Source organism: Phenylobacterium sp. RIFCSPHIGHO2_01_FULL_69_31, from assembly GCF_001824475.1.
Lineage (GTDB): Bacteria > Pseudomonadota > Alphaproteobacteria > Caulobacterales > Caulobacteraceae > Phenylobacterium.
The window spans coordinates 147,526-173,160 of the sequence record NZ_MHXN01000003.1; the positions used below are offsets into that span (position 1 = coordinate 147,526).

The 25,635-nt window shown below is 69.5% G+C and carries 23 protein-coding genes and 1 riboswitch; of the genes, 20 read left to right on the forward strand and 3 right to left on the reverse strand.

The genetic code is table 11. The annotated features are described in order from the left end of the window. Positions 1 to 42: 42 nt before the first annotated feature. Positions 43 to 552 carry a hemerythrin domain-containing protein gene (locus A2790_RS00935; RefSeq protein ID WP_293386832.1) on the reverse strand — a complete coding sequence of 170 codons (510 nt, stop codon included), beginning with the start codon at positions 550 to 552 and terminating at the stop codon, positions 43 to 45. 291 nt (positions 553 to 843) lie between these two features. On the opposite strand from A2790_RS00935, the gene A2790_RS00940 reads away from it, so the two are divergent. The 7 genes from A2790_RS00940 (at position 844) to A2790_RS00970 (ending at position 6,685) form a co-directional block, all read left to right on the forward strand. Then, entirely contained in the window at positions 844 to 1,263 is a 420-nt protein-coding gene (locus A2790_RS00940) for an SCP2 sterol-binding domain-containing protein (RefSeq protein ID WP_293386833.1), read from the forward strand. A gap of 43 nt (positions 1,264 to 1,306) precedes the next feature. Next, positions 1,307 to 2,257: a peptidase U32 family protein gene (locus A2790_RS00945; protein WP_293386834.1), complete on the forward strand. Its 951-nt coding sequence runs from the start codon at positions 1,307 to 1,309 to the stop codon at positions 2,255 to 2,257. Then, the gene (locus A2790_RS00950) at positions 2,254 to 3,177 is read left to right on the forward strand and encodes a U32 family peptidase (RefSeq protein ID WP_293386835.1); all 924 of its coding nucleotides are present in this window, start codon (positions 2,254 to 2,256) and stop codon (positions 3,175 to 3,177) included. The genes A2790_RS00945 and A2790_RS00950 overlap by 4 nt, the downstream gene beginning before the upstream one ends. Further along, positions 3,174 to 4,556: an FAD-binding oxidoreductase gene (locus A2790_RS00955; protein WP_293386836.1), complete on the forward strand. Its 1,383-nt coding sequence runs from the start codon at positions 3,174 to 3,176 to the stop codon at positions 4,554 to 4,556. The genes A2790_RS00950 and A2790_RS00955 overlap by 4 nt, the downstream gene beginning before the upstream one ends. Positions 4,557 to 4,626: 70 nt before the next feature. Continuing rightward, on the forward strand, positions 4,627 to 4,929 hold the full coding sequence (locus A2790_RS00960; RefSeq protein WP_293386837.1) for a MoaD/ThiS family protein: 303 nt from the start codon (positions 4,627 to 4,629) through the stop codon (positions 4,927 to 4,929). A gap of 2 nt (positions 4,930 to 4,931) precedes the next feature. Then, positions 4,932 to 5,501, forward strand: a complete 570-nt coding sequence (gene moaB, locus A2790_RS00965; RefSeq protein ID WP_293386838.1) for a molybdenum cofactor biosynthesis protein B — start codon at positions 4,932 to 4,934, stop codon at positions 5,499 to 5,501. Then, positions 5,498 to 6,685: a molybdopterin molybdotransferase MoeA gene (locus A2790_RS00970; protein ID WP_293386839.1), complete on the forward strand. Its 1,188-nt coding sequence runs from the start codon at positions 5,498 to 5,500 to the stop codon at positions 6,683 to 6,685. The genes moaB and A2790_RS00970 overlap by 4 nt, the downstream gene beginning before the upstream one ends. 27 nt (positions 6,686 to 6,712) lie before the next feature. On the opposite strand, the gene A2790_RS00975 is transcribed toward A2790_RS00970, so the two are convergent. Then, a complete protein-coding gene (locus tag A2790_RS00975) occupies positions 6,713 to 7,249 on the reverse strand; it encodes a hemerythrin domain-containing protein (RefSeq protein ID WP_293386840.1) in 537 nt (178 codons plus the stop codon). A gap of 188 nt (positions 7,250 to 7,437) precedes the next feature. Here A2790_RS00975 and A2790_RS00980 point away from each other — a divergent pair, with 188 nt between their 5' ends. After that, positions 7,438 to 9,663 (forward strand): adenosylcobalamin-dependent ribonucleoside-diphosphate reductase, encoded by a 2,226-nt coding sequence (locus A2790_RS00980; protein WP_293386841.1) that lies wholly within the window; start codon positions 7,438 to 7,440, stop codon positions 9,661 to 9,663. 66 nt (positions 9,664 to 9,729) lie between these two features. Next, positions 9,730 to 9,870, forward strand: a riboswitch (molybdenum cofactor riboswitch). Continuing rightward, positions 9,861 to 10,838: a GTP 3',8-cyclase MoaA gene (gene moaA / locus A2790_RS00985; protein WP_293386842.1), complete on the forward strand. Its 978-nt coding sequence runs from the start codon at positions 9,861 to 9,863 to the stop codon at positions 10,836 to 10,838. It overlaps the preceding riboswitch by 10 nt. A 3-nt stretch (positions 10,839 to 10,841) precedes the next feature. Here moaA and A2790_RS00990 read toward each other — a convergent pair whose 3' ends face one another. Continuing rightward, on the reverse strand, positions 10,842 to 11,609 hold the full coding sequence (locus tag A2790_RS00990; RefSeq protein WP_293386843.1) for a cyclic nucleotide-binding domain-containing protein: 768 nt from the start codon (positions 11,607 to 11,609) through the stop codon (positions 10,842 to 10,844). A gap of 352 nt (positions 11,610 to 11,961) precedes the next feature. On the opposite strand from A2790_RS00990, the gene A2790_RS00995 reads away from it, so the two are divergent. From A2790_RS00995 to A2790_RS01045, 11 genes are read left to right on the forward strand one after another with little or no spacing between them, the layout of a single operon-like run. Continuing rightward, entirely contained in the window at positions 11,962 to 13,263 is a 1,302-nt protein-coding gene (locus tag A2790_RS00995) for a nitrate/nitrite transporter (RefSeq protein ID WP_293386844.1), read from the forward strand. Positions 13,264 to 13,286: 23 nt separating this feature from the next. Continuing rightward, positions 13,287 to 14,702 carry an MFS transporter gene (locus tag A2790_RS01000; RefSeq protein WP_293386845.1) on the forward strand — a complete coding sequence of 472 codons (1,416 nt, stop codon included), beginning with the start codon at positions 13,287 to 13,289 and terminating at the stop codon, positions 14,700 to 14,702. After that, positions 14,699 to 18,430, forward strand: coding sequence for a nitrate reductase subunit alpha (locus A2790_RS01005; protein ID WP_293386846.1), 3,732 nt, complete (start codon positions 14,699 to 14,701; stop codon positions 18,428 to 18,430). Before A2790_RS01000 ends, A2790_RS01005 begins: the two co-directional genes overlap by 4 nt. Then, positions 18,427 to 19,953: a nitrate reductase subunit beta gene (gene narH / locus A2790_RS01010; protein ID WP_293386847.1), complete on the forward strand. Its 1,527-nt coding sequence runs from the start codon at positions 18,427 to 18,429 to the stop codon at positions 19,951 to 19,953. Before A2790_RS01005 ends, narH begins: the two co-directional genes overlap by 4 nt. Beyond that, positions 19,953 to 20,660: a nitrate reductase molybdenum cofactor assembly chaperone gene (gene narJ / locus A2790_RS01015; RefSeq protein WP_293386848.1), complete on the forward strand. Its 708-nt coding sequence runs from the start codon at positions 19,953 to 19,955 to the stop codon at positions 20,658 to 20,660. Before narH ends, narJ begins: the two co-directional genes overlap by 1 nt. 11 nt (positions 20,661 to 20,671) lie before the next feature. Then, positions 20,672 to 21,448 (forward strand): respiratory nitrate reductase subunit gamma, encoded by a 777-nt coding sequence (gene narI / locus A2790_RS01020; RefSeq protein WP_293386849.1) that lies wholly within the window; start codon positions 20,672 to 20,674, stop codon positions 21,446 to 21,448. A 1-nt stretch (position 21,449) separates the two neighbouring features. Next, positions 21,450 to 22,559, forward strand: a complete 1,110-nt coding sequence (locus A2790_RS01025) for a peptidylprolyl isomerase (RefSeq protein ID WP_293386850.1) — start codon at positions 21,450 to 21,452, stop codon at positions 22,557 to 22,559. Next, positions 22,559 to 23,761, forward strand: coding sequence for a hypothetical protein (locus A2790_RS01030; RefSeq protein WP_293386851.1), 1,203 nt, complete (start codon positions 22,559 to 22,561; stop codon positions 23,759 to 23,761). Before A2790_RS01025 ends, A2790_RS01030 begins: the two co-directional genes overlap by 1 nt. Before the next feature lie 26 nt (positions 23,762 to 23,787). Further along, positions 23,788 to 24,345: a hemerythrin domain-containing protein gene (locus tag A2790_RS01035; protein WP_293386852.1), complete on the forward strand. Its 558-nt coding sequence runs from the start codon at positions 23,788 to 23,790 to the stop codon at positions 24,343 to 24,345. Beyond that, positions 24,342 to 25,028: a carbonic anhydrase gene (locus A2790_RS01040; RefSeq protein WP_293386853.1), complete on the forward strand. Its 687-nt coding sequence runs from the start codon at positions 24,342 to 24,344 to the stop codon at positions 25,026 to 25,028. The genes A2790_RS01035 and A2790_RS01040 overlap by 4 nt, the downstream gene beginning before the upstream one ends. Further along, entirely contained in the window at positions 25,025 to 25,627 is a 603-nt protein-coding gene (locus A2790_RS01045; RefSeq protein ID WP_293386854.1) for an NTP transferase domain-containing protein, read from the forward strand. The genes A2790_RS01040 and A2790_RS01045 overlap by 4 nt, the downstream gene beginning before the upstream one ends. Positions 25,628 to 25,635: the final 8 nt, after the last annotated feature.

Here is a 25,635-nt window from a genome sequence, read left to right on the forward strand (position 1 = left end):
CGGCGCGCGAAGCGGCGATCCGCGCCTTGCGCCGCCCGCCCATCACGCGGCCAATCCCGGGCGGCCGGAGAAGCGCGCGAAGACGATGCTTTCCTCCAGTTCGACGTGCTCGCGGAACTCGCGCTCGTATTCGCGGCAAAGCGCATATAGCGCGCGCCAGTCGGAGCAGGCCTGCGCCGGCGCGTCGTATCCGCCTGTCAGGTCTGTGAGGCGCCGGATGTCCGCCTCTGCCGAAGCGTGCTCGCTCTGCAACTGACGGAGCGTCGGCCACGGCGCGCCGCCCAGCCGCACGCGCGGCATCATCAGATGCCCCTCCCGCGCCTGATGGGCCGCCATCTCGGCCAGCATTCGCGCGAGGTGATCCGCGAGCGCGGACGGAAAGCCTTCCGCCTCGCGCCCCTCGACCGCGCGGGCCAACGCCAGGGCGGCGCCAAGGCGCCGAAGGTGAGCCTGGTGATAGGCGAGGATCAGGCGGACGAGATCGATGTAGCCGAGGCGCGAGCGAAGGTCGGTATCCGTAGATCCGCAAAGTGTGGGCGAGGTCTTCGACATCAGCTCCGATCCGGCAGCGTGATGGTTACGTCATCGGCCATCCACCTCCGCAGAACACACCCTACGACGCCAGGGCGCGCGGGTGATTGGCCGACCTCAAGTCGCGGCTTGATCGCGCTCAAGCGCGTCGCGCGCACCACCGTCTAGGTATTCGGCGGCAGCAATGAGGATCCCATGCGACGACCAGCGGGCCGGACCGACGGCCATAGGAAAGGGGCGGCGCCACGCCCTCCCCGGCGCTCTGCGCTCGCGGGGCCCCTCGACGCTGTCCTAGGGGCCACGCTGCGCCGGGTGGCGCGGGAGAACCCGGCGGCCTTCGATCGACTGGGCGCCTATCGCGACGCGGCGTTTCTCATCATCCCCAATGGCGCGCCGGTTGCGTTCCGGCTGGAACCCGCGGGGCGGCAGGGCCGGGTGACCGTGGTCCAGCCGGACGATCGGCAGCCGGTCGCAGCATGTGTGCGCGGTCCGCTGGTCGATCTCATCGCTCTGTTTGCCGGCGTCTATGACGCGGACGCGGCCTTCTTTGCGCGGCGCATTGAGGTCGACGGCGACACCAGCGCGATCATGGCGCTGCACAATGCGCTGGAGGCGGCGGACCTCGGGGTCGGCGATCTCATCGGCGCTCCCCGCCATTTCCGCCCCCGGCTGAACGCGAGCCTTGCGGCCCTGCTTACCCTGGCACGGGCGCGGACCGCTCTCGGCGCATAGGATGGGGTCGCTCGAACTCGTGTGCCCTGCCGGCTCCCCGGCCATGCTGCGGGCGGCGGTCACCTCGGGCGCGGACGCCGTCTATTGCGGGCTGCGTGATGAAACCAACGCTCGCAACTTCCCCGGTCTCAACTTCTCGCCCGAGGAGCTCGCGGACGCCGTGGAGTGGGCGCATGGCCACGGGGCGCGGGTGCTCGTCGCGATCAACACCTTCGCCCGCGCGGGCCACGTCGAGGCGTGGCGGGCCGCCGTCGACACGGCCGTAGCGGCCGGCGCCGATGCGATCATCGCTGCCGACATCGGCGTGTTGTCCTACCTGCGCGACAGCCATCCTGGCCAGCGGGTGCATCTGAGCGTTCAGGCCGCGGCTGGCTCACCCGAGGCGATCGCGTTCTATGCGGACGCCTACGGCGTCCGCCGCGTGGTGCTGCCGCGGGTGCTTTCCGCACCGGAGATCGCCACTCTCACCTCCAGCGTGCCGGTCGAGATCGAGGCCTTCGTCTTCGGCGGCCTTTGCGTCATGGCCGAGGGGCGGTGCGCACTGTCCTCCTACGCCACTGGCCGTTCGCCCAACCTCTCCGGCGTATGCTCTCCGCCAGAAGCCGTGACCTTCGAGCGCTCGTCATCGGCCTTGACGCCGCGGTTGGCGGGCCTCGCCATCGATCGCTTCGCCCCGGGCGAACCGGCGGGATACCCCACCTTGTGCAAGGGTCGCTTCGAGACGGCAGGCGAAACAGCCTATCTGTTCGAGGAGCCGGTCAGCCTCAACGCCATGGGACTGCTCAAAGCGCTGCGCGACGCCGGCGTCAGGGCTGTGAAGGTCGAGGGGCGGCAGCGGGGCAAGGCCTACGTCTCCCGGGTCGCGTCGGCCTTCCGCGATGCCATCGATGCGCTGGACCGGGGGGAGACGCTCGACGGGTACGAACGCCGACTGTCAGACTTGGCCGAGGGGGGCCGGGAGACCGCGGGCGCCTATCGGAAGCGTTGGCGGTGACGGCCCATCGCATCGAACTGACGCTCGGACCGCTGCTGTTCCATTGGCCCGAGGCTCGCGTCCGCGACCTGTACGCTCGGATCGCCGACGAGGCGCCCATCGACCGTGTCTATCTCGGCGAGGTGGTCTGCGGAAAGCGGGGGCCACGGGTCGCGACAGCGCTTGCGGAGGCCGCCGAGCGCTTGGACGCGGCGGGCAAGGCCGTCGTCTGGTCGACCCTGGCGTTGCCGGCGACGGCTCGGGAGTTGCGCGCTTCCGGTGAGCTGGCTTGTGCACCGGAGATGGTGGAACTGAACGATGCCTCCGGCCTCGCCCAGCGCCAGCCCGGAGCCCCTTTTGTCGCGGGCCCTTTCCTCAACGTCTACAACGAGGCTGCGGCGGCGGAGCTTGCGCGGCGCGGCTGCGTCCGGTTGTGCGGGAACGTGGAACTGTCCCTGGACGCCCTGGCCGTGATCGGCGCGAACTGCCCGGCCCTCGAGCTTGAGCTCTTCGCCTATGGCCGCCTGCCTCTCGCCCTCTCCAGCCGTTGCTATCACGCCCGCCACCACGGCCGGCACAAGGACGCCTGCCAGTTCGTCTGCGAGCAGGATCCAGATGGACTGGACGTGCGCACGATCGACGGCGAGCCGTTCCTGGCGGTCAACGGGATACAGACCCTCTCCTACGGTGTGCATCTGGCCGACGCGCCCGTGAACCGACTGCGTGAGGCCCGTGTCCAGGCCTTGCGCCTGTCGCCTCAGACTGGCGACATGGTGGAGATCGCCAAGGCGTTCCGACGCTTTGCGGACGAGGCAATCGACCCCGAGGGCCTGCGGCGCGCGGTGCTCGACGCGACGCCCCCGGCGCGGTTGGTGAACGGCTATCTGACTGGAGCGCCCGGCCTGCGCGCCGTCGCCATTCCGAGGGAGAGCCAACCATGACCACGCTGCTGGCGACGCTGGAGGCTATTCTCGGGCCTGGGGGCCTGCTCACCGGCGAGGCGGCGGCGGAGCGGGCGTTCAGCCCCTGGACGCGGGCCGCAACCCCGCTGGCGATCGCGCGTCCACGATCGGCCCCCGAGGTCGCCCAGGTGCTGCGGACCGTGGCCGCCGCCGGCGGGTCCATCGTTCCCTGGGGTGGGCGGACCGGCCTGGTGGAGGGCACGGCGGCCGAGGGCGCAGTCGCCCTGTCGCTCGATCGCATGGCCGCCGTGGAAGACATCGACCCTGTCGGGCAGACGATGACCGTCCAGGCGGGCTGCGTGCTCGCCACCGCCTGCGAGGCCGCCGCGGCCCAGGGACTCTTCCTGCCGCTGGACCTGGGCTCGCGGGGCTCGGCGACCATCGGCGGGACGATCTCGACCAACGCCGGCGGCAACCGGGTGCTGCGCTACGGCATGATGCGGGACATGGTGCTGGGTCTCGAGGTCGTCCTCGCGGACGGAACGATCGTCACGGGCCTGAACCGGCTCATCAAGAACAACGCCGGCTACGACCTGAAGCAGCTCTTCATCGGCTCGGAGGGCACCCTGGGCATCGTCACGCGGGCGGTCCTGCGCCTCAGGCCGACGCCGCCCGCGCAAGGAACGGCCCTGCTCGCGGTCGATACGTTCGAGGCCCTGCCCCGACTGTTGCGGGCCCTTGAAGCGGGGCTGCCCGGCCTCTCCGCCTTCGAGGTCATGTGGCCGGAATTCTACCGGCTGGTCACCACCGAGCCCGCCAGAGGCCGCCCCATCCTCCCCGACGGTCACGGCTACTACGTCCTGGTGGAGACCCTAGGGCCGGAAGACGGCGGCGCGTTGCTGGAGGCGCGGCTGGAGGCGGCCCTGGCGGACGGACTCGTGACCGACGCGGTGATCGCCAAGTCCCAGGCCGAGCGCGACCGCATGTGGGCCCTGCGCGACGACGTTGCACAGGTGGCCCGCAACGGCCCCGTGGCCACCTTCGACGTGAGCCTGCCGATCACGGCCATGCCGGACTATGTCGCGGGCCTGCGCGCCGCGGTCGCCGGCCGTTGGCCAGGCGCGAGCGTGGTCGTGTTCGGTCACCTCGGCGACGGCAACCTGCACGTCATCGTCGGCCTTGCCGACGACGCCACGGCCCGCCCCGAGGTGGAGGCGCTGGTCTACGGTCCGCTCGCCACCTGCGACGGATCGATCTCGGCCGAGCATGGGGTCGGGCTCTCCAAGCGCGGCCACCTTGGCCTCTCCCGTTCGCCGGAGGAGTTGGACCTGATGCGCCGGCTGAAAGCCGCGCTCGATCCGGCGCAATTGCTCAATCCCGGCAAGGTCTTGCCGCCGGCGGATGGGTCCCACGGTTGATCTTGGACAAATGCCCGACGCCTCCGGCAGGCTAGATGGAGAGGCCCATGTCCATGGAAGCCTTTCCCTCATGACCACCACCGCTTGCGCCCCGCCGCGCCCCGCCGGCCTGCCGTCGGCCGCGCTGCACGTTCTGTTCTTCGGCAAGGTCGCCGACCAGTTCGGGCGGTCCCTCCATCTGGTGATACCGCCGCAGGGTTGCCCGCTCTCGGCCGTCAAGTCGGCATTAGCGGACCTGGTCGACGGCGGGGCCCAGGCGTTGTCCGCGTCCGGGGTCCGCGCCGCCGTCGCCCAGGAGCTCGTGCTAGACGACACCGCCTGGGTCCGCCCTGGCCAGGAGGTCGCCTTCTTCTCCGCCTTCTCGGGAGGCTGACCATGGACGCCGCCACGCCTCCCAAGGCCGCGCGCAGGCCGGGCGTCGACGCGACGCTGCCGTTCTACCCGCTCAACATCGCGGTGCTGACCGTCTCCGACACGCGCACGTTCGAGACCGACACCTCCGGCGGGCTGCTCGCCGACCGGCTGGTCGCCGCCGGGCATCGCCTCGCCCAACGCGCCATCGTGCCCGACGAGGTCGACGCCATCCGACTCCAGGTGCGAGCCTGGACCGAAGCCCAGGACATCGACGTGATCCTGGCCACCGGCGGCACCGGCTTCGCCCCGAGGGATGTGACGCCGGAGGCGGTGCGCCCCCTGCTTCGCCGCGAGATGGACGGGTTCGCGGCGGTCTTCCACCGCGCCAGCTACGGTACGGTGGGCGTCTCCACCCTCCAGTCCCGCGCCATCGCCGGCCAGATCGACGAGACGTTCATCTTCTGCGTGCCCGGCTCCACCGGCGCCTGCCGCGACGCTTGGGACCTGGTGCTGGCGGAGGAGCTGGACAGCCGTTTCAGGCCCTGCTCGCTCGTGGGTCAGGTGCCGAGGTATCGCGGTATCTGCCCGTGATCGGGTTCGACGAGGCCTGCGGCTGCGTCGCCACCGCCGCGCGTCCCCTGGGCGTCGAGACCGTGTCCCTCGACGAGGCCTGGAACCGCGTGCTGGCCGAGGCCGTGGTGGCCGACCGCGCCGCGCCGGAGGCCGCCGTGTCGGCCATGGACGGATATGCCGTGCGCGACGCCGATCTTCGCGACGGGCTGGCGCGGCTGAAGGTCGTGGGCGAGGCGTTCGCCGGCCAGCTGGCGTATGATCGGCCGCTCGAACCTGGCGACTGCGTGCGCATCTTCACCGGCGCCCGAATCCCGCCCGGGGCCGACCGCGTGGTGATCCAGGAGCACGTTCGCGCCGAGGCCGGCGAGGCCTGGTTCGAAGGCCCTCTCGCCGCCGCGCGCCACATCCGGGCCGCGGGCTCCGACTTCAGACAGGGCGACGAGCTGCTGCCCGCGGGCGTCTTGCTGACGCCCCAGGCCCTGGTCACGGCAGCGGCCGCCGGCCGCGCGAGCCTCGAGGTCTATCGGAAGCCGCGGGTCTTCATCCTGAGCACCGGGGACGAACTGGTGGAGCCCGGCGCGGCCGCAGCGCCCGGGGCGATCTTCGAGAGCGTCTCCTTCGGCGTCGCGGCCCTCGCCCGCGCTTGGGGCGCGGAGGTTGTCGGCCGGGTGCGCGTGGGCGATGACCTCGACGCGCTACGGCAAGCCGCGGCGGCGGCGCTCGAGACCGCGGACGTGGTCGTCGCCACAGGTGGCGCGTCGGTCGGCGCGCGGGACTTCTCCTACGCCATGTTCGAGCCGTTCGGCGTGGAGCCGCTGTTCCGGAAAGTGGCCATCAAGCCCGGGAAGCCGGTGTGGCTGGGCCGCGTCGGCAGCCGCTTCGCCGTCGGGCTGCCCGGGAATCCGGCCGCCGCCATGGTGACGGCGCGGCTGTTCCTCGCCCCGCTCCTGGCTGGCCTGGGCGGCCGGCGGCCCGAGACGGCGCTGGAATGGGAGTCTCATCGCGCAGCCGTGGCGGCGGCCGCTGGCTGCGACCGCGACGGCTTTCTGCGTGCGAGCGGCGGCGGGCATGGCGCAAGGGCTCTGGGCGCCCAGGATTCAAGCGGCCAGGCCGAACTCGGAATGGCCGACCTGCTCATTCGGCGGCGCCCGCAGGCTCCCGCCCTCGCGGCGGGCGATCCCGTCGAGGCGCTGCGGTTCTGAAGACGGGCCAGGCGTCGCCGCCCGGCGTCAGTCCAGATAGGGCGCGAAGAGGACCTCGTTTTCGAGACGCATGTGCTCGCGGAGGTCGCAGTCCAGCTTGCGGCACGCGGTGGCGAGGGCGCGCCAGGTCCCGCAGGCGTCCGGCCTCACCTCATAGCCGCGCATCAGCTCGTGGAGGCGGCGCAGCTGGTCTTCGACATCCACATGCTCCTCCATCATCCGGCGCACGGGAAACCGGATCATCGGGCTGCCGCCACCGAGGATCATGGGAAACAGCACCTCTTCCTCCCGATGCTGATGGCTCTCCAGATCGTCGGCCATCATCGCCAGGTGATCCGCCAGCCCGTGCGGGCAGTCCGGTGCGTCCGCATGGACCGCCTCGACCTTCCTGGCCAGCCGGATGGCGACGGGAAATTCGGCCCGGTGCACCGCGTGATACCGGGTGAGGATCAGCTCGATCAGGCCCGCGACATCCGGATCGGGCCGCGCGCCCGGGGAGGGCTTCATGAGCGCGCAGGAGAGCGGGGCGCGGCTAACCTCGGCGGATCCGGTTTCGTTCAGCAAGGCGGGACTCCTTTGCCGCGAGACTAGGACGATAGGCCGCTCCGCGCCTTGAACCCCGCGGAGGGCTGGCTTGATGTTCGACAGGCCCGCGCCTGACGGTTTTCGCACCCTGCGACAGCGCCGCGCCGCGCCGGACGCCGCAGGGAATCGCCGAGCCTGCGTCTCCCCTATTCCTCTGGAGGCCGCCCATGGCGTTCGACAATCCGCTGGCTGGCGAGATCTGGGCCAGCAAGTACAGGTTCAGCCCGTCGTCGGGCGCCGGCGACGATACGGTGGAAGCCACCTGGGATCGCGTGGCCACGGCCCTGGCAGGCGCCGAGGCGCCCGAGCTGCAGGCCGCCACCCGGCTGCGCTTCCTCGACGCCCTGGCCGAGCACCGCTTCCTGCCGGCGGGCCGAATCCTGGCGGGGGCCGGCACGGCGCGAAACGTCACCCTGTTCAACTGCTTCGTCATGGGACGGGTGCCGGACGACCTTGGCGGGATCTTCGCCCATGTGCGCGAGGCCGCCGTCACGCTGCAGCAGGGCGGCGGCGTGGGCATGGACTTCTCCACCATCCGCCCCGCCGGCGCCGCCGTGCTGGGCGTCGGCGCCGATGCGTCCGGCCCGCTCAGCTTCATGGATGTCTGGGACGCCATGTGCCGCACCATCCTTTCGGCCGGCCAGCGGCGCGGCGCGATGATGGGCTGCCTGCGCATCGACCACCCGGACATCGAAGCCTTCATCGACGCCAAGCGGGACCCGGCGCGGTTCAGGAACTTCAACCTCTCAGTCCTCGTGCCGGACGCCTTCATGGCCGCGCTCGCCGCCGGCGCGGACTGGCCGCTGGAGTTCGACGGCCGCGTCGCTCGCACCGTTCCGGCCACCGACCTGTGGCGTCGGCTGATGCAGGCCACCTACGACGCCGCGGAGCCCGGCGTGATCTTCATCGACCGGGTCAACGCCCGCAACAATCTCGCCTATTGCGAGACCATCACCGCCAGCAATCCGTGCGGCGAGCAGATGCTGCCGCCCTACGGGGCCTGCCTGCTCGGCTCGATCAATCTGGCGCGGCTGGTGTCCGCGCCGTTCCAGCCGGACGCAACCCTCGACGAGGACGAACTGGTCCGGCTGACCCACACCGCGGTTCGGATGCTCGACAACGTCATCGACCTCTCGCGCTATCCGCTCGAGGCTCAGGAGGTCGAGGCCAAGGCCAAGCGGCGGATCGGGCTGGGCGTGACGGGCCTCGCGGACGCCCTGGTGTTTTGCGGCGCGCCCTATGGTTCGGAGCGGGCGGTGGCGCTGACCCAGCGCTGGCTGGGCGCCCTGCAACGAGAGGCCTATCGCGCCTCTGCCGACCTCGCAGCCGAGAAGGGCGCGTTCCCGCTGTATGACCCGGCCATCCTGGACCGCCCGAACCTGCTGGCCCTGGATGAGGAGACCCGCGAGCGCATCGCCAAGCACGGCCTGCGGAACGGCTGCCTGACCTCCATCGCCCCGACTGGGACGACCTCCCTGTTGGCCGGCAATGTGTCCTCAGGAATCGAGCCGGTCTTCGCGTACGCCTACACGCGAAAGGTCCGCCAGCCGGACGGATCGACGCGCGAGGAGGCTGTGGAGGACTATGCGCTCGCGGTCTGGAAACGCCTGCGGGGAGACGAGCCACCCCCGGCCGACATCTTCGTGAGCGCCCAGACGCTCAGTCCTGCCGACCACGTCCACATGCAGGCCGCTGCCCAGGCCCACGTCGACAGCTCGATCTCCAAGACGATCAACTGTCCGGAAGATATCGCGTTCGATGACTTCCAGGACGTCTACCGCGACGCCTACGAGCGCGGCTGCAAGGGCCTGACCACCTACCGGCCGAACGCGGTGACCGGCTCGGTCCTGTCCGTACAACCCGCCCCGCCCCCGGCCGAGCCGGCGCCGGCCGAACTCAGACTCGCGCCTCGGCCCGAGAGCCTAGCGGGCGCCACCTACAAGATCGCCTGGCCGGACAGCGCGCATGCGACCTACGTGACCATCAACGACCTGGTCGACGCGGCGGGCCAGCGCCCCTTCGAGATCTTCGTCAATTCCAAGAACATGGAGCATTACGCCTGGACGCTGGGGCTCACGCGAATGATCTCCGCCGTCTTCCGGCGCGGCGGCGACGTGAGCTTCGTGGCCGAGGAACTCAAGGCCGTCTTCGATCCGCGCGGGGGAGCTTGGCTCGGCGGGCGCTATGTGCCGTCCCTGCTCGCGGCGATCGGCGGTGTCCTCGAACGGCATCTGGGCGGCCACGCGCCAGCGGCGACCACTTTCGCGCCGGAGGCCGCCCGGCCGGAGGCGGTCCGCCCTCCGGCAGCCTGTCCGAAGTGCGGCGGCTTCGAACTGCAACGCAAGGAAGGCTGCGACACCTGCCTGTCCTGCGGCCATTCCAAGTGCGGCTGAGGGGGCTTGATACGCGTCAAGGCGGGGCGCGGGCTGCCGTCCTAGAGTGATCGAACGCCAAGCTGTTTGGCGACATTGCTCCGAGCGTCTCGTCCTAAAGCGCCGTCAGGCGCCAGGGCCGACCGCCGCGCCGGCGCCCGCCGGCAAGGGTTGCGGGGGAAACCCCGCCGCCTCCCGCGCTTGGAAAGGAGCCCGCGTTGGGACGTCTCGTCGACGGCTTCGGCCGCCGATTCCGCTATCTGCGGCTTTCGGTCACCGAGGTCTGCAACTTCCGCTGCACCTACTGTCTCCCCGACGGCTACAAGAAGACGGGATCGCACGCCTTCATCTCGCCGTCCGAGGCCGAGAAGGTGGTCCGCGCATTCGCCGAGCTGGGCGTCGGAAAGGTCCGGCTGACCGGCGGCGAGCCCAGCGTGAGGCGCGACCTGCCGGAGATCATCGGCCGCGTCTCGACCACCCCTGGGATCGACAAGGTCTGCATCACAACGAACGGCTGGAACCTGGAGCGCCAGATCGACGGCTGGCGCGACGCCGGCCTGACGAACCTCAACGTCAGCATCGACTCGCTCGATCGCGAGGCCTTCCACCGCATCACCGGGCACGACCGCCTCGGCTCCGTCGTCGCGGGCCTCGACCGCGCGCTGGAGCTGGGCGTGCCCGCTGTGAAAGTGAACGGCGTGCTGCTGCGCGAGACCGCCCAGGCGGGGTTCGACCACTTCGCGGCCTTCGTGCGCGACCGGCCCGTGGCGGTGCGGTTCATCGAACTCATGCGCACGGGCGACAACGCCGAGTTCTTCGCGACGAACCATGTGTCCGGCACGGTGCTGACAGATTGGCTCGCGGCCCGCGGATGGGCCCGTCGCGAGCGCGGACTGGACGATGGTCCGGCGGTGGAGTTCTCCCATCCCGACTACGCTGGACGGATCGGCCTGATCGCACCCTACGCGCCCGGCTTCTGCGACAGCTGCAACCGCTTGCGCGTGACGGCTCGCGGCCAACTGCGGCTCTGCCTGTTCGGCGAACTGGGCGTAGACCTCAGGGACCTGCTGCAGGCGGACGAGCCGGAACGGCTGCGGGCCCGGATCGAAGCCGCCCTCGCCGGAAAGCCCGCCGGGCACCGGCTGCATGAGGCCAACAGCGGCGACACGCGCCAATTGGCCCAGTTCGGCGGATAGGGGCTAAGCGACCTTGGTCGGTCGCGGCCAGCGCTCGCGCTGCGCCTTGCCGGTCAGCACCTCGGTCACGGGCTGGTGGTTGTCGATCAGGGGATCCGGCTTGGCCAAGCGTTCCAGCACCACGGGCCGCGCGATCGTGACCCGCGGCCCGTTCACCTCGACGCCATAGTCCGCAAGGGTCGCAAAGGCCCGCGACAGGTTCTCGGGCGTCATGCCGAGCAGCGAGGCGACGACCCGCTTCTCGTGCGGCAGGGTGAACGTGGGGTCGCCGCCCTGGCGCAGCCGTTGGGTGATCAGGTAGTTCGCCAGGCGCTCGATCCCCCCGCGCAGCTTCTGGTTCTTCAGCGTGCGCACCAGCCCGCGGTAGCAGCCCGCCAGCTCCTGGGCGACGGCGGTCGCGAACGTGGCGTCCGCCTGCATGGCCCGGCGGATGGCCTCCCCCGACAGCATGAGGATGTCCGAGCGTTCGAGGGTGCGGGCGCTCATCAGTCCATCGGCTTCCAGCACCACGGCGGCCAGGATGAAGGTGGAGACCGGCTTCAGGATGGAGAGCGTGGTCTCCTTGTCGTTCCAGGTGCCTTCCAGCTCCACGATCCCGTCGAGCAGCACATAGAGAAAGTCGACCTGGTCGCCCTCGAGCAAAAGGGTCGTGCCGGCTGGGAAGCGTTGCAGGAACGCCCCGGCCGTGACCGCGTCGAAGGTCTGGGGCGAACAGTCTGAGAAGAGCGGCAACGCCCTGACCCGTTGCAGGTCTCCATCCCTCATCGGCATCTCGTGCGCCTCCGCAGCCCGGGACCCTTGGTGCCTGCCCTGGCGGTACTGCGCGTTGATCTTCGTCAATTCGCGCTGAAGATCGCGGGAGATCGGCTTGACCGACATCAAGCGATCAACTGACCGATGTTTAGCTGACAATAGACGCGCGGCAATTCGCCCCCGCTTCTCCTTAGCGGGAGGCGACAATTCACGCTCTCTCCCCCGCCCGATTGATGTTCGTCAAAGTTGTCGGGGCGCAAGTACAGCAAAACCATGCCGAACGTAGGGACAAGGTCCCTTCAAAGGCCTGAGGGGCGTCATGACGGCCAAGTCCACATCCGCTGCGCCAGGCGCGAATGCCGCCCTTGGCATGAGCACCTTCGCCTTCACGGCGTGCTTCGCGGTCTGGACGATCTTCTCGATCATCGGCGTCCGCATCAAACAGGACCTGGGCCTGAGCGAAGCCGAGTTCGGCCTGCTGGCCGGCACGCCGATCCTGACCGGCTCGCTCATCCGGGTCCCGCTCGGAATCTGGACCGACCAGATCGGCGGGCGCCTGGTGAGCCTTCTGGTGATGCTGTCGGCGGCGCTCGCCACCTTCCTGCTGTCCTACGCCGAGACCTATCCGCAGTTCCTGGTCGCGGCCCTGGGCGTCGGCCTCGCGGGCGGCTGCTTCTCGGTCGGCGTCGCCTATGTCTCCAAGTTCTTCTCGAAGCAGGCGCAGGGCACCGCCCTGGGCATCTTTGGCGCGGGCAACGTCGGCGCCGCGGTCACCAAGTTCGCTGCGCCGTTCGTCATGCTGGCTTTGGGCTGGCAGGCGGTGGCCCAGATCTGGGCGGGAGCCCTGGCGCTGATCGCGGTCGTCGCCTTCCTCGTGACGAAGGACGACCCTGAACTGTTGGAGCGGCGCCGGACCGGCGCCAAGGCGACACCCGCGCTCATGCAGCTCTCGCCGCTGAAGAAGCTGCAGGTCTGGCGCTTCGCGCTGTACTACTTCTTCGTCTTCGGCGCCTTCGTGGCGCTGGCCCTGTGGCTGCCCCACTACCTGGTCGCAGTCTACCACCTCGACATCGTCGCGGCCGGCATGCTGGCCGCCGCCTACTCGATCCCCGGGTCGCTGTTCCGGGTGGTCGGCGGCTGGCTGTCGGACCGGATCGGAGCCCGCAAGGTGATGTACATCACCTTCGGCGTCAGCGTGGTCTGCACCTTCCTGCTGGCCTACCCCGCCACCACCTATGTGGTCGACGGCATCGAGGGCCCGATCACCTTCCGGCTCGCCACCGGCCTCGTTCCCTTCGTGGCCATCCTGTTCTGCCTCGGCTTTGCGATGAGCCTCGGCAAGGCGGCCGTCTACAAGCACATCCCCGTCTACTACCCCGAGCATATCGGGTCCGTGGGCGGCCTGGTCGGCATGATCGGCGGCCTCGGCGGCTTCATCCTGCCCATCGCCTTCGGCGCCCTGAACGACCTCACCCACGTCTGGACCAGCTGCTTCATGCTGCTGTTCGCCCTGGTGACCACGGCCCTCGCCTGGATGCACTTCGCCATCCGCCGGATGGAGCGCGAACGGACGCCGTCCCTGCGCGACCTGCCGGAGCTGCCCGAAATGGCCGGCCTGCAACCCAACCCCGCGCCTCTGCGCGCCTCGGCCGCCGCGCAGGCTGCCGAATGACCCCTCAACGGAGATCACCCGCCATGGCCAGATCTGGTCACGTGCTCGGCGACTGGCGCCCGGAGGATCCGGCATTCTGGGCGGAGGCCGGCAAATCCATCGCGAGCCGCAACCTGTGGATTTCGGTGCCCAACCTGCTGCTGGCCTTCTCGGTCTGGATGGTCTGGTCCATGGTGGTGGCCAAGCTGAAGCTGATCGGCTTTGCGTTCACCACCGAGCAGCTCTTCTGGCTGACCGCCCTGCCGGCGCTGTCCGGCGCGACCCTGCGGATCTTTTACAGCTTCCTGGTCCCCATCGTCGGCGGCCGGCTGTGGACGACGATCTCCACCCTGTCGCTGCTGGTCCCGGCGATCGGCATCGGAATCGCCGTCCAGCGGCCGGAGACGCCCTACTGGGTGTTCGTGGCCCTCTCGCTGGCCTGCGGCCTGGGCGGCGGCAACTTCGCCTCCTCCATGTCGAATATCTCGTTCTTCTTCCCCAAGGCCGAGAAGGGCAACGCCCTGGCGGTCAACGCCGGCTTCGGGAACCTTGGCGTCAGCGTCATGCAATTCCTGGTGCCCGTGGTGATCACCCTGGGCGCCTTCGCCCCGGTGGTCGGCGCGCCGCAGACCGTCGTTGACAAGGGCGTCGAGAGCCAGGTCTGGCTGCAGAACGCCGGCTTCGTTTGGATCCCGTTCATCATCGCGGCCGCGGCCGCGGCCTGGTTCGGCATGAACGATATCGCCTCCGCCCGCGCCTCGTTCGCCGAGCAATCGGTCGTCTTCAAGCGCAAGCATAACTGGGTCATCTGCTGGCTGTACCTCGGCACCTTCGGCTCGTTCATCGGGTTCTCGGCGGCCTTCCCGCTGCTGATGAAGACCCTGTTCCCCAGCGCGCCCGCCATGCAGCTTGTGTTCCTCGGCCCGCTCGTCGGCGCCGCCTCCCGCGCGTTGACCGGCTGGATCTCCGACCGTTTCGGCGGTGAGAAGGTCACCCACTGGGTGTTCCTGGCCCTGGCGGCCGGCGTCATGGGCGTCCTGCAGAGCGTCGGCGCTTTCGGGGCCGCGCCCTCCTTCGCCCTCTTCTTCGCCAGCTTCATGTGGCTGTTCTTCTGGACCGGCGTCGGCAACGCTTCGACCTTCCAGATGATCCCCGCGATCGTCCGGGCCGACATGCCGAGGCTCATGCCGCGGGCCGAGCCCCCGGCGCGGCTCAAGGCGGCGGAGATGGAGGCGGCGGCTATCGTCGGCTTCAGCTCGGCGATCGGGGCCTTCGGCGGCTTCTTCATCCCGCTGGCCTTCGGCAACTCGATGAAGGCGACGGGCGGGCCGGGTACGGCGCTGTTCGTCTTCCTCGGCTTTTACCTCAGCTGCGTCGCGGTGAACTGGGCCTTCTACGGCCGCAAGACCTCGCTGCTGCACGCGCCCCCCAAAACCCCCGGCATGGAATTCGCGGCATGAGCAACACCCTCGACCGCCTGGCCTTCTTCACCCGCAAGACCGAGCTCTTCTCTGACGGCCACGGCGTCATGAACGATGAGGACCGTGGGTGGGAAGAGGCCTACCGCTCGCGCTGGCGCCACGACAAGATCGTCCGCTCAACCCACGGCGTGAACTGCACCGGCTCGTGCTCCTGGAAGATCTACGTCAAGGGCGGGATCGTCACCTGGGAGACCCAGCAGACCGACTACCCGCGCACGCGGCCCGAGCTGCCGAACCACGAGCCGCGCGGCTGCGCCAGGGGCGCCAGCTACAGCTGGTATCTCTACTCGGCCAACCGCGTGAAGTACCCGCTGGTCCGGGGCCGGCTGCTGAAGCTGTGGCGCGAGGCGCGCGCCACGCAGGCCCCGGTGGCCGCCTGGGCCTCGATCCAGGCGGACGCCGCCAAGCGCAAGTCCTACACCTCCATGCGCGGCTCCGGCGGCTTCGTCCGCGCGACCTGGGACGAGGTCACCGAGATCGTGGCCGCGGCCAACGCTCACACGGTGAAGGCCTGGGGCCCGGACCGCGTGTTCGGCTTCTCGCCGATCCCGGCGATGTCGATGGTCTCTTACGCGGCGGGCGCGCGCTACCTGCAGCTGCTCGGCGGGGTCTGCGGCTCGTTCTACGACTGGTACTGCGACCTGCCCCCCTCCTCTCCCCAGACCTGGGGCGAGCAGACGGACGTTGCGGAGAGCGCCGACTGGTACAACTCGGGCTTCCTGATGCTGTGGGGCTCGAACGTCCCGCAGACCCGGACCCCGGACGCGCACTTCTACACCGAGGCCCGCTACCGCGGCGCCAAGTCGGTGGTGATCTGTCCGGACTACTCCGAGGCTTCCAAGTTCTCGGACCTGTGGCTGCCGGTGAAGCAGGGCACGGACGCAGCCCTGGCGATGGCATTCGGCCATGTGATTCTGAAGGAATTCCACGTCGACCGGCAGGTCCCCTACTTCCGGGAGTATCTGCGCAAGTACTCGGACCTGCCGATGCTGGTCCGCCTGGTCCCGCAGGAGGGCGGCTACGTCTCGGAACGGCTGCTGCGCGCGGCCGACTTCGCAGGCGCACTCGGCGAGACGAACAACCCCGACTGGAAGACGGTCGCGATCGACGAGAGCACGGGCGAGATCGTCGTCCCCAACGGCTCGATCGGCTTCCGCTGGGGCGAGGACGGCAAATGGAACCTTGAGGAGAAGGACGCCGCGGGCCGCGAGACCACGCTGCGCCTCGGCCTGAAGGGCCTCCACGACGAGGTCGCCGGCGTTCGGTTTCCCTACTTCGCCAACAGCGCCTCCAACGGTTTCGCCTCGACGGACCACCCCGACGTGCTGGTGCGCAACGTGCCGGTGAAGCGGCTGCAGCTGGCCGACGGCGAGGCGCTGGTCGCCAGCGTCTATGACCTCTTCCTCGCCAACTACGGGGTCGACCAGGGCTTCGGCGGCGATCACATGCCCGACAGCTACGAGAGCCTGGAGCCCTATTCCCCGGGCTGGGCGGAGGCGATCACGACGGTCCCGGCCGAGCAGATCATCGCTGTCGCCCGAGGCTTCGCCACCAACGCCGAAAAGACCGGCGGCAAGTCGATGGTGATCATCGGCGCGGCGATGAACCACTGGTTCCACATGGACATGAACTACCGCGGCGTCATCAACATGCTGGTGATGTGCGGCTGCGTGGGCCAGTCCGGCGGGGGCTGGAGCCACTACGTCGGCCAGGAGAAGCTGCGTCCGCAGACCGGCTGGGCGCCCCTGGCCTTCGCCACGGACTGGATCCGCCCGCCCCGGCAGCAGAACTCCACGTCGTTCTTCTACGCCCACACCGATCAGTACCGCTACGAGACGGTCAGCGCCGCCGAGATCCTGTCGCCCACGGCGCCGGAAGGCCCCTGGGACGCCTCCTTGATCGACTACAACGCCCGCGCCGAACGCATGGGCTGGCTGCCGTCGGCCCCGGCGCTGAAGACCAACCCGCTCGAGGTCGCCCGGGCGGCGGCGCGCGAGGGGATCGACCCGAAGGCCTATGCTGTCCGGGAGCTGAAAGCCCGCAACCTCGAACTGTCGTGCCACGACCCGGACGATCCGGCGAACTGGCCGCGCAACATGTTCGTCTGGCGCTCGAACCTCCTGGGCTCCTCCGGCAAGGGCCACGAATACTTCCTGAAGCACCTCCTGGGCGCCGCCCACGGCGTACAGGGCAAGGACCTCGGCGAGATGGGCCGGCAGAAGCCCCGCGACATCGCCTGGCACGACGAGGCGCCGGAGGGGAAGCTGGACCTGTTGGTCACGCTGGACTTCCGGATGTCGACCACCGCCGTCTACTCCGACATCGTCCTGCCGACGGCCACCTGGTACGAGAAGAACGACCTCAACACCTCCGACATGCATCCCTTCATCCACCCGCTTTCGGCGGCCGTGGACCCAGCCTGGGAGTCGAAGTCGGACTGGGAGATCTTCAAAGCCATCGCCCGCAAGTTCTCCGACGTGTCGCCCGAGGTTCTGGGCGTCGAGAAGGACGTGGTCCTCACGCCGATCCAGCATGACAGCGCCGGCGAAATGGCCCAGCCGTTCGACGTCAAGGACTGGTACCTGGGCGAGTGCGACCCGATCCCCGGCAAGACCATGCCGCAGATCACGGTGGTCGAGCGCGACTATCCCAACCTCTACAAGCGCTTCACCTCGCTCGGCCCGCTGATGACCAAGGCCGGCAACGGCGGCAAGGGTCTGGCCTGGAATACCGAGCACGAGGTGGCGCTGCTGGGCGAGCTCAACGGCCACGTCTTGGAGGAAGGCGCGACCGAAGGGTTGCCGCGGATCGAGACCGACATCGACGCCTGCGAGACCATCCTGATGCTCGCGCCTGAGACCAATGGCGAGGTGGCGGTGAAGGCCTGGGAGGCGCTGGAGAAGCAGACCGGCCGCGAGCATGCGCACCTGGCGCTGCCGAAGGAAGACGAGAAGATCCGCTTCCGCGACCTGCTGGCCCAGCCGCGCAAGATCATCTCCTCGCCGATCTGGTCGGGGCTGGAGAGCGAGAAGGTCTGCTACAACGCCGGCTACACCAACGTCCACGAGCTGATCCCCTGGCGGACCCTGACGGGCCGGCAGCAGCTCTATCAGGACCACCTCTGGATGCGGGCCTTCGGCGAGGCGCTCTGCGTCTACAAGCCGCCGGTAGACCTGAAGACCACCTGGGTGAAGGGCAAGACGCCCAACGGCCAGACCGAAGTGGTCCTCAACTTCATCACGCCGCACCAGAAGTGGGGCATCCACTCCACCTATTCCGACAACCTGCTGATGCTGACGCTCAACCGCGGCGGCCCGGTCGTGTGGATGTCGGAGGTGGACGCCAAGGCGGCGGGGATCGAGGACAACGACTGGACCGAGGTCTTCAACGCCAACGGCGCCCTGACGGCGCGGGCGGTCGTCTCCCAGCGCATCCGTGAAGGCACGACCTTCATGTACCACGCGCAGGAGAAGATCGTGAACACGCCGGGGTCCCAGATCACCGGTCTGCGCGGCGGGATCCACAACTCCTGCACCCGCACCGTGCCTAAGCCCACGCACATGATCGGCGGCTACGCCCAGCTGTCCTACGGCTTCAACTACTACGGCACCGTGGGTTCGAACCGGGACGAATTCGTCGTCGTCCGCAAGATGACCAAGGTGGACTGGCTGGAAGAGACCGCCACCTCGAAGGATTTCGCACAATGAAAGTCCGCGCCCAGATCGGCATGGTGCTGAACCTCGACAAGTGCATCGGGTGTCACACCTGCTCCGTCACGTGCAAGAACGTGTGGACCAACCGCCAGGGGGTCGAATACGCCTGGTTCAACAATGTCGAGACCAAGCCCGGCGTCGGCTACCCCAAGGACTGGGAGAACCAGAAGCGCTGGAACGGCGGCTGGGTCCGCAAGCCCAACGGCAAGATCGAGCCGAAGATGGGCGCCAAGTGGCGGATCCTGGCCAAGATCTTCGCCAACCCCGACCTGCCGGAGATCGACGACTACTACGAGCCCTTCGACTTCGACTACGGCCACCTGCAGTCGGCGCCCGAGATGAAGGCGTTCCCTACCGCCCGCCCCCGCTCGAAGATCAGCGGCGAGCGGATGGAGAAGATCGAATGGGGGCCGAACTGGGAGGAAATCCTGGGCGGCGAGTTCGCCAAGCGTAAGGCCGACTACAACTTCGAAGGCATCGAGACCGACATCTACGGTCAGTTCGAGAACACCTTCATGATGTACCTGCCCAGGCTGTGCGAGCACTGCCTGAACCCGGCGTGCGTCGCGGCCTGTCCCTCGGGCGCGATCTACAAGCGCGAGGAAGACGGCATCGTCCTCATCGACCAGGACAAGTGCCGCGGCTGGCGGATGTGCGTCTCGGCCTGCCCGTACAAGAAGATCTACTACAACTGGGAGAGCGGTAAGTCGGAGAAGTGCACGTTCTGCTTCCCGCGCATCGAGGTGGGCCAGCCCACGGTCTGCTCGGAAACCTGCGTCGGGCGGATCCGCTACCTCGGCGTCCTGCTCTACGACGCCGACCGCATCGAAGCCGCCGCCGCCGAGCCCGATGAGAAGGACCTCTATCAGGCCCAGCTCGACGTCTTCCTGGACCCCTTCGATCCGGCCGTGATCGACCAGGCCCGCCGCGATGGCGTGCCCGAGGCATGGCTGGAAGCGGCCCGCCGCAGCCCGGTCTACAAGATGGCCATCGACTGGAAGGTGGCCTTCCCCCTGCACCCGGAATACCGGACGCTCCCCATGGTCTGGTACGTCCCGCCGCTGTCGCCGATCCAGTCGGCGGCCTCGGCCGGCGCCCTGGCCATGGACGGCGAGATGCCGGACGTGAAGTCCTTGCGCATCCCGGTAAAGTACCTCGCCAACCTGCTCACCGCCGGCAACGAGCCGCCGGTGGTCCAGGCGCTGGAGCGGATGCTGGCCATGCGCAGCTACATGCGGGCCAAGACCGTCGACGGCCGCATCGACCACGCCATCGCCGAACGGGTCGGCCTGACCGCGGCCCACATCGACGAGATGTACCGCTACATGGCCATCGCCAACTACGAGGATCGCTTCGTGATCCCGACCACCCACCGCGAGACGGTGGAGGACGCCTACGACCTGCGGGCCTCCTGCGGCTTCACCTTCGGCAACGGCTGCTCCGGCGGCCGGACGGAACTGGGCCTGTTCGGCCCCGCCAAGCGCTCGCGCGCCAAGACCCCCATGGAGGTCAAGTGATGTCCCTCAGCTATCGGGCGCTCGCCCTGCTGCTCAGCTATCCAACCGAGGCCACGCGAGCGCTGCTTCCGGACGCGGCGGCGGTTCTGGTCGCGGACGCCCGCATTCCCCCGGCGATCCGCCGCGCGCTCGGCAAGCTTGCCGAGGACATCGCCACCGCCGACATCTACGAGACGCAGGAGCGCTATGTCTGGCTCTTCGACCGCACGCGCTCGCTGTCGCTGAACCTCTACGAACACGTCCACGGCGAAAGCCGCGACCGTGGCCAGGCGATGGTGGCGCTTCTCGAGCTCTACCGGTCGAAGGGACTGGAGCTGTCGGCCAACGAGTTGCCCGATCACCTGCCCGTCTTCCTCGAATTCCTCTCCACCCTGCCCGATGAGGAGGCCGCCTCGCTCCTCGGCGAAGGCGCCCACGTGCTCCACGCCATCGGCGAGCGGCTGCACAAGCGCCAGAGCCCCTATCGGGCGGTGTTCGGCGCCCTCACGGCCCTCGCGGCCGACTCCGGCGATGCGGAGGCCCTGGCCTCGCTGATGGCCGAGCCGGACGACAATCCCGACGATCTCGAGGCCATGGACCGCCTGTGGGCCGAGACCGCCGTCACCTTCGGCCCCTCCGACGTCGGCTGTCCCAAGGCCGACGCCCTGGTGAAGGCCATGAACGCCAACCCGCGTCCGGCGCCCACCCGCGCCGGCGCCGCGGCCTGAGGATCGCCCACATGGACCTCAATCAGATCGTCTTCGGCGTCTATCCGTACGTCGCCCTCGCCGTCCTGGCCCTGGGCTCGGTGATCCGCTTCGACCGGGAGCCCTACACCTGGCGGACGGGCTCCTCGCAGCTGCTTCGCCGCAAGCAGCTCGTCATGGGCTCGATCCTGTTCCACCTGGGCGTACTGATGATCTTCGCTGGCCACTTCGTCGGCCTGCTCACGCCGATCGTGGTCTGGGACACCCTGGGCGTCAGCCATGGCGCCAAGCAGATGTTGGCCATCGTTGCGGGCGGTGTAGCCGGCGCGTTCGCCCTTGCCGGGGGCGCCCTGTTGCTGCACCGCCGGCTGCTCGACCCGCGCATCCGCAACAATTCGAGCTTCGGCGACACCGCGATCCTGGTGATCCTGATGGTCCAGCTGATCCTGGGCCTTTCGACGATCCCGCTGTCGCTGCAGCACCGCGACGGCCACGAGATGGTCAAGTTCATGAACTGGGCGCAGGGGGTCTTCACCTTCCGCCCCGGCGTGGCCGAGCATGTCGCCGACGTGCACTGGGTGTTCAAGGCCCACCTGGCGCTGGGCATGACCATCCTGCTGGTGTTCCCGTTCACCCGCCTGGTCCACATGCTCTCGGCCCCGGTCTGGTATCTCAATCGCCGAGGCTGGCAGCTGGTCCGCACCCGGCGCGTCCTGCCCCGCCGGGCCGAGGCCCTGGCGCCCACCTACGCCCAGCAGCAGGTCGCCCGCCTGGCCGCCGACACCGTTCCGCTGAAGGCGGCCGAATAGCATGCGCACGCTCGTCGTCGACGGGGTCGAGATCCCCGAAGCCCTGCTTGCGCAGGAAGTCCAGAACCACCCCGGCGCCTCGGCCGCCGACGCGCGGGCCGCCGCGGGTCACGCCCTCGCGATCCGGGCGCTCCTGCTGCACCGCGCCCGCGAACTCGGCCTCGATCCCACTCCGGAGTTCGACGCCCAGGGCCGCGAGGAGACCCTGGAGGAGGCGTTGATCCGCGAACTGCTCGACGCGGAGGTCGACGTCGCCGGGCCCAGCGACGCGGAGTGCCGGCGGGTTTACGACGCCGCGCCGCACCGCTTCCGCACGCCCGCGCTGAGCGAGGCGTCCCACATCCTGGTCGAGCCCCGCGGCGAAGACCACGCCGCAATCCATGCAGCGCACGACGCCGCAGCGGCCCTCATCCACGCGATGACCGACGGCCAGGCCGCCTTCGCCGATCTCGCCCGCCAGCACTCCGATTGTCCGTCGGGCGCCACCGGCGGGTCGCTGGGTCAGCTCGGCCCGGGCGACCTGGTTCCGGAGGTCGAGCGCGTTCTGGCGGGTCTTTCCGCCGGACAGGTCGCGGCCACGCCCGTCCGGTCGCGCTTCGGCTGGCACGTCCTGCGCCTCGACCGCCGGATCGACGGGCGGCAGTTGCCCTTCGAGTTGGTCGTTGAGCGCATCCGCCTCCACCTCGAAAGCCGGGCCTGGACCGCGGCCGCCACCCGCTATGTGGCGGACCTGACGGCCGAGGCCCGTCGCCAGGGGGTCGCCCTCACCTTGACCCCCGATGGCGGCGTGCGCGAGGGCTCCGCCACCCTGGGGGATTTCCTCGGCGACGGCGGCGTTGCGGAGCGGCTGGTTCCCTGGCTGGCCGCGGTCGATCCCGACCTGGGCCAGCGGCTGGCGACAGCGGCCGACGCGGAGGGCGAGACGGCCCAGGGCTACGCCCGTGCGGCGATGGCGGAGTTCGTGGCCGACGCCAACGACGAGCGGTGGACCAACCTGATCTCCGCCGCCCGTGACGCCGAGGATCCGGCCCTGGCCTGCCTCGCCGCCGTCCTGCGTTCGAAGCTGGTCCCGGCGAAACAGGCCTTCACCCTTATCCGCAGGGCCAGCTAGTGCGTCGTAGATCCTGCGCCCTGGCCCTCGGGGCCTTCGCCGCCACCCTGCTGGTCCCGGGCCTGGCGGCCGCCGGCCCGTCGACCGGCAAGGTCATCCTGGAGATGCGCCTGCGATCCGAGACGGTGGACCAGGACGGGTTCGGGAAGGACGCCCACGCCCTGACGCTGCGCACGCGGCTGGGCTACGAGACGCCCGCCTGGAACGGCTTCAAGGCCCTGGTCGAGGGCGAGAACGTCGCCGTCCTGGACGACAGCTACAACAGCACGGTCAACGGCAAGGTTCGCTATCCAGTCGTCACCGATCCGAAGGAGACGGAGCTCAATCGGGCGCAGGTCTCATGGAGCGGCGCGCAGGGCGATGTCGTCGTGGGCCGCCAGCGGATCATCCTGGGCGCCGCGCGCTTCGTGGGGAACGTCGGCTTCCGCCAGAACGAGCAGACCTTCGACGCCGCGAAGGCCGCCTTCCGACCGACTAAGGACGTGACCCTCACCTACGCCTACGTCGACCGCGTGCACCGGATCTTCGGCGACCACAGCGCCCAGGGCGAATGGGACGGCGACAGTCACCTGATGCAGGCCGAAGCGAAGACGGGCGCGGGCCAGGCCAGCGCCTATGGCTATCTGCTCGACTTCGGCAACGCGCCCGCCCAGTCGTCGGCCACTTGGGGCGCGAGGCTTGCGGGCTCGCGGCCACTGCACGCCGGGCTGGCCCTGACCTATGAGATCGAGGCGGCCCGCCAGACGGACTACGCCAATAGCCCCACCGACTTCGAACTCGGCTACCTCGCCCTGGGCGCGGGCCTCAAGAGCAAGACCCGCTGGGCCAGCCTCGGCTACGAGCGCCTCGATGGGGACGGCCGGCGCGGCTTTCAGACGCCGCTGGCGACGCTGCATGCGTTTCAGGGATGGGCCGATGTCTTCCTGACGACCCCGCCTGCCGGGGTGCGCGACCTGAACCTCCGCGCCGGCGCCACCGTGCCCGTCGGGCGCAACGCAACGCCGCTGAAGCTCCAGGTGGCCGCCCACGACTTCACGGACGACGACGGCTCGCGGCGCTATGGCCGTGAGCTGGACCTTCTGGTCGGGGCGCCCCTGACCAAGGCCCTGAGCGCCGAAGTGAAAGCCGCCCTCTTCGACGGCGCCCGTCCCGGCTTCGCCGACCGCACCAAGGTCTGGATGACGCTGGAGTACCGCTACTGACGCTTCCGGGCCAAGGAGGCCCGCCCATGACAACGCTGCTGATCCACGATGAGATCGAAGACATCCCCCGGGAGCTCATGGCCGAGCCGCTCGACTGGTTCTTCGCCGAGCATTTCCGCCACCGGCAATTCTGCCGCCTCATGAACGAGGTGGCGGTGGCTCACGTCTTCGACGGCGAGCGGATCACCCGGCTCGTGGAGTTCCTGCGCAACGACCTGCCGCTGCACATCATCGACGAGGAACAGGACCTGTTCCCGCTCCTGCGCCGGCGGGTGCTGCCGGAAGACGAGGTCGAGCAGGCGCTGGGCATGCTGTCGGCCGAACACAAGGCCGACGCGCTGGCGGCGCAGCAGGTCCGCGACTGCCTCGAGGATTGTCTGGCCAAGCAGGCGGCGCCGGGCATGGATCCCGCATCACGCAAGGTGCTGCAGGGCTTCGCGACCCAGGAACTGCGTCACCTGGCGCTGGAGAACGCCGTCATTCTGCCGATCGCGCGGCTACGGCTGTCACCGCAGGATCTGGAAAGCATGAGCCGGCGGCTCGCGGCGCGCCGCGGCATCGTGCTGGAGTCGACGCACCGGTGATCGAGAGCCTGTTCGACAACAACATCCGCTGGGCCGCGACGCGCGCGCGGGTGGACCCCGAGTACTTCCGGCGCCTCGCCAGCCAGCAGTCGCCCGAGTATCTGTGGGTCGGGTGTTCGGACAGCCGCGTTCCGGCCAACGAGATCGTGGGGCTGGACCCGGGCGAGCTCTTCGTCCACCGCAACGTGGCCAACCTGGCCCCGCCGCAGGACGCCAATTTCCTGTCGGTCCTGCAGTTCGCCCTGGAGGTGCTGAAGGTGCGTCACGTCATCGTCTGCGGCCACTATGGATGCGGCGGCGTGCGCGCCGCCCTGTCCGGAGAGCGCCACGGGCTGATCGACCATTGGCTGCACCCGGTGCGGGCGATGTGCTGCCGGCACGCCGAGGCCCTGGAGACCATCGTCGATTTCGACGCGCGCGTGAACGACGTCTGCGAGCGCAACGTCCTCGCCCAGGTCGCGAACCTGGCCGGCAACCCCTTCGTGCAGGACGCCTGGCGACGCGGCCAGCCGCTGGCGATCCACGGCTGGATCTACGCCATCGAGGACGGCCTGCTGCGGGACCTGGAGACCACCGTGGACGGCCCGCGCTCCGCCCAGCGCCTGCTCTACGGCCCGCTGGCGAAGGACCCCGCGCCCGTCGTGAGCCCGCGCCGGCGGCGCGCTCCCGGACGCACGCGGTGAAGGCTCCGGTAGCCGTGGTTGTCCTGGCGGGCGGCGAGGGACGTCGCATGGGGGGCGGCAAGCCGCTGCGGCCATTCGGCCAGACCACCCTCGTGGGCCACGCCATCGCCCGCGCCCGACGCTGGTCGCCCATCGTGGCCGTCGCGGTGCGGACCAGGGATCAGCTCCCCCGCGAGCTCGACGCGCCGGCTATCCTGGACGATCCCGCGATCCCCGGCCCGGCGGCCGGTCTCGCCTCGGCCTTTGCTTTTGCCGCCAGCGTGAACGCCCCGCGCGTCCTGACCCTGGCCTGCGATGCGCCGCGGCTGCCGGACGATCTTCTGGAGCGCCTGGAGGCGGCGCTGGGGGGGGCTGGCGCGGCGGTGGCCAGCAGCCTCGGGCGGTTGCATCCGACCTGCGCCCTCTGGCGAACCGACTGCGCCGGCCGCCTGCCCGCCTACCTGGCGACCGGCGCGTCGCTGCGAGGCTTTGCCGCCGACTGCGGCATGACGTCGGTGGATTGGGATGCAGGTCCCGAAGGCGACCCCTTCGCCAATGCCAACACGCCCGAGGATCTCGCCGCCCTCCAGCCCGACGCCGATCCGGATTTCGACACGTAAGCCTCCTC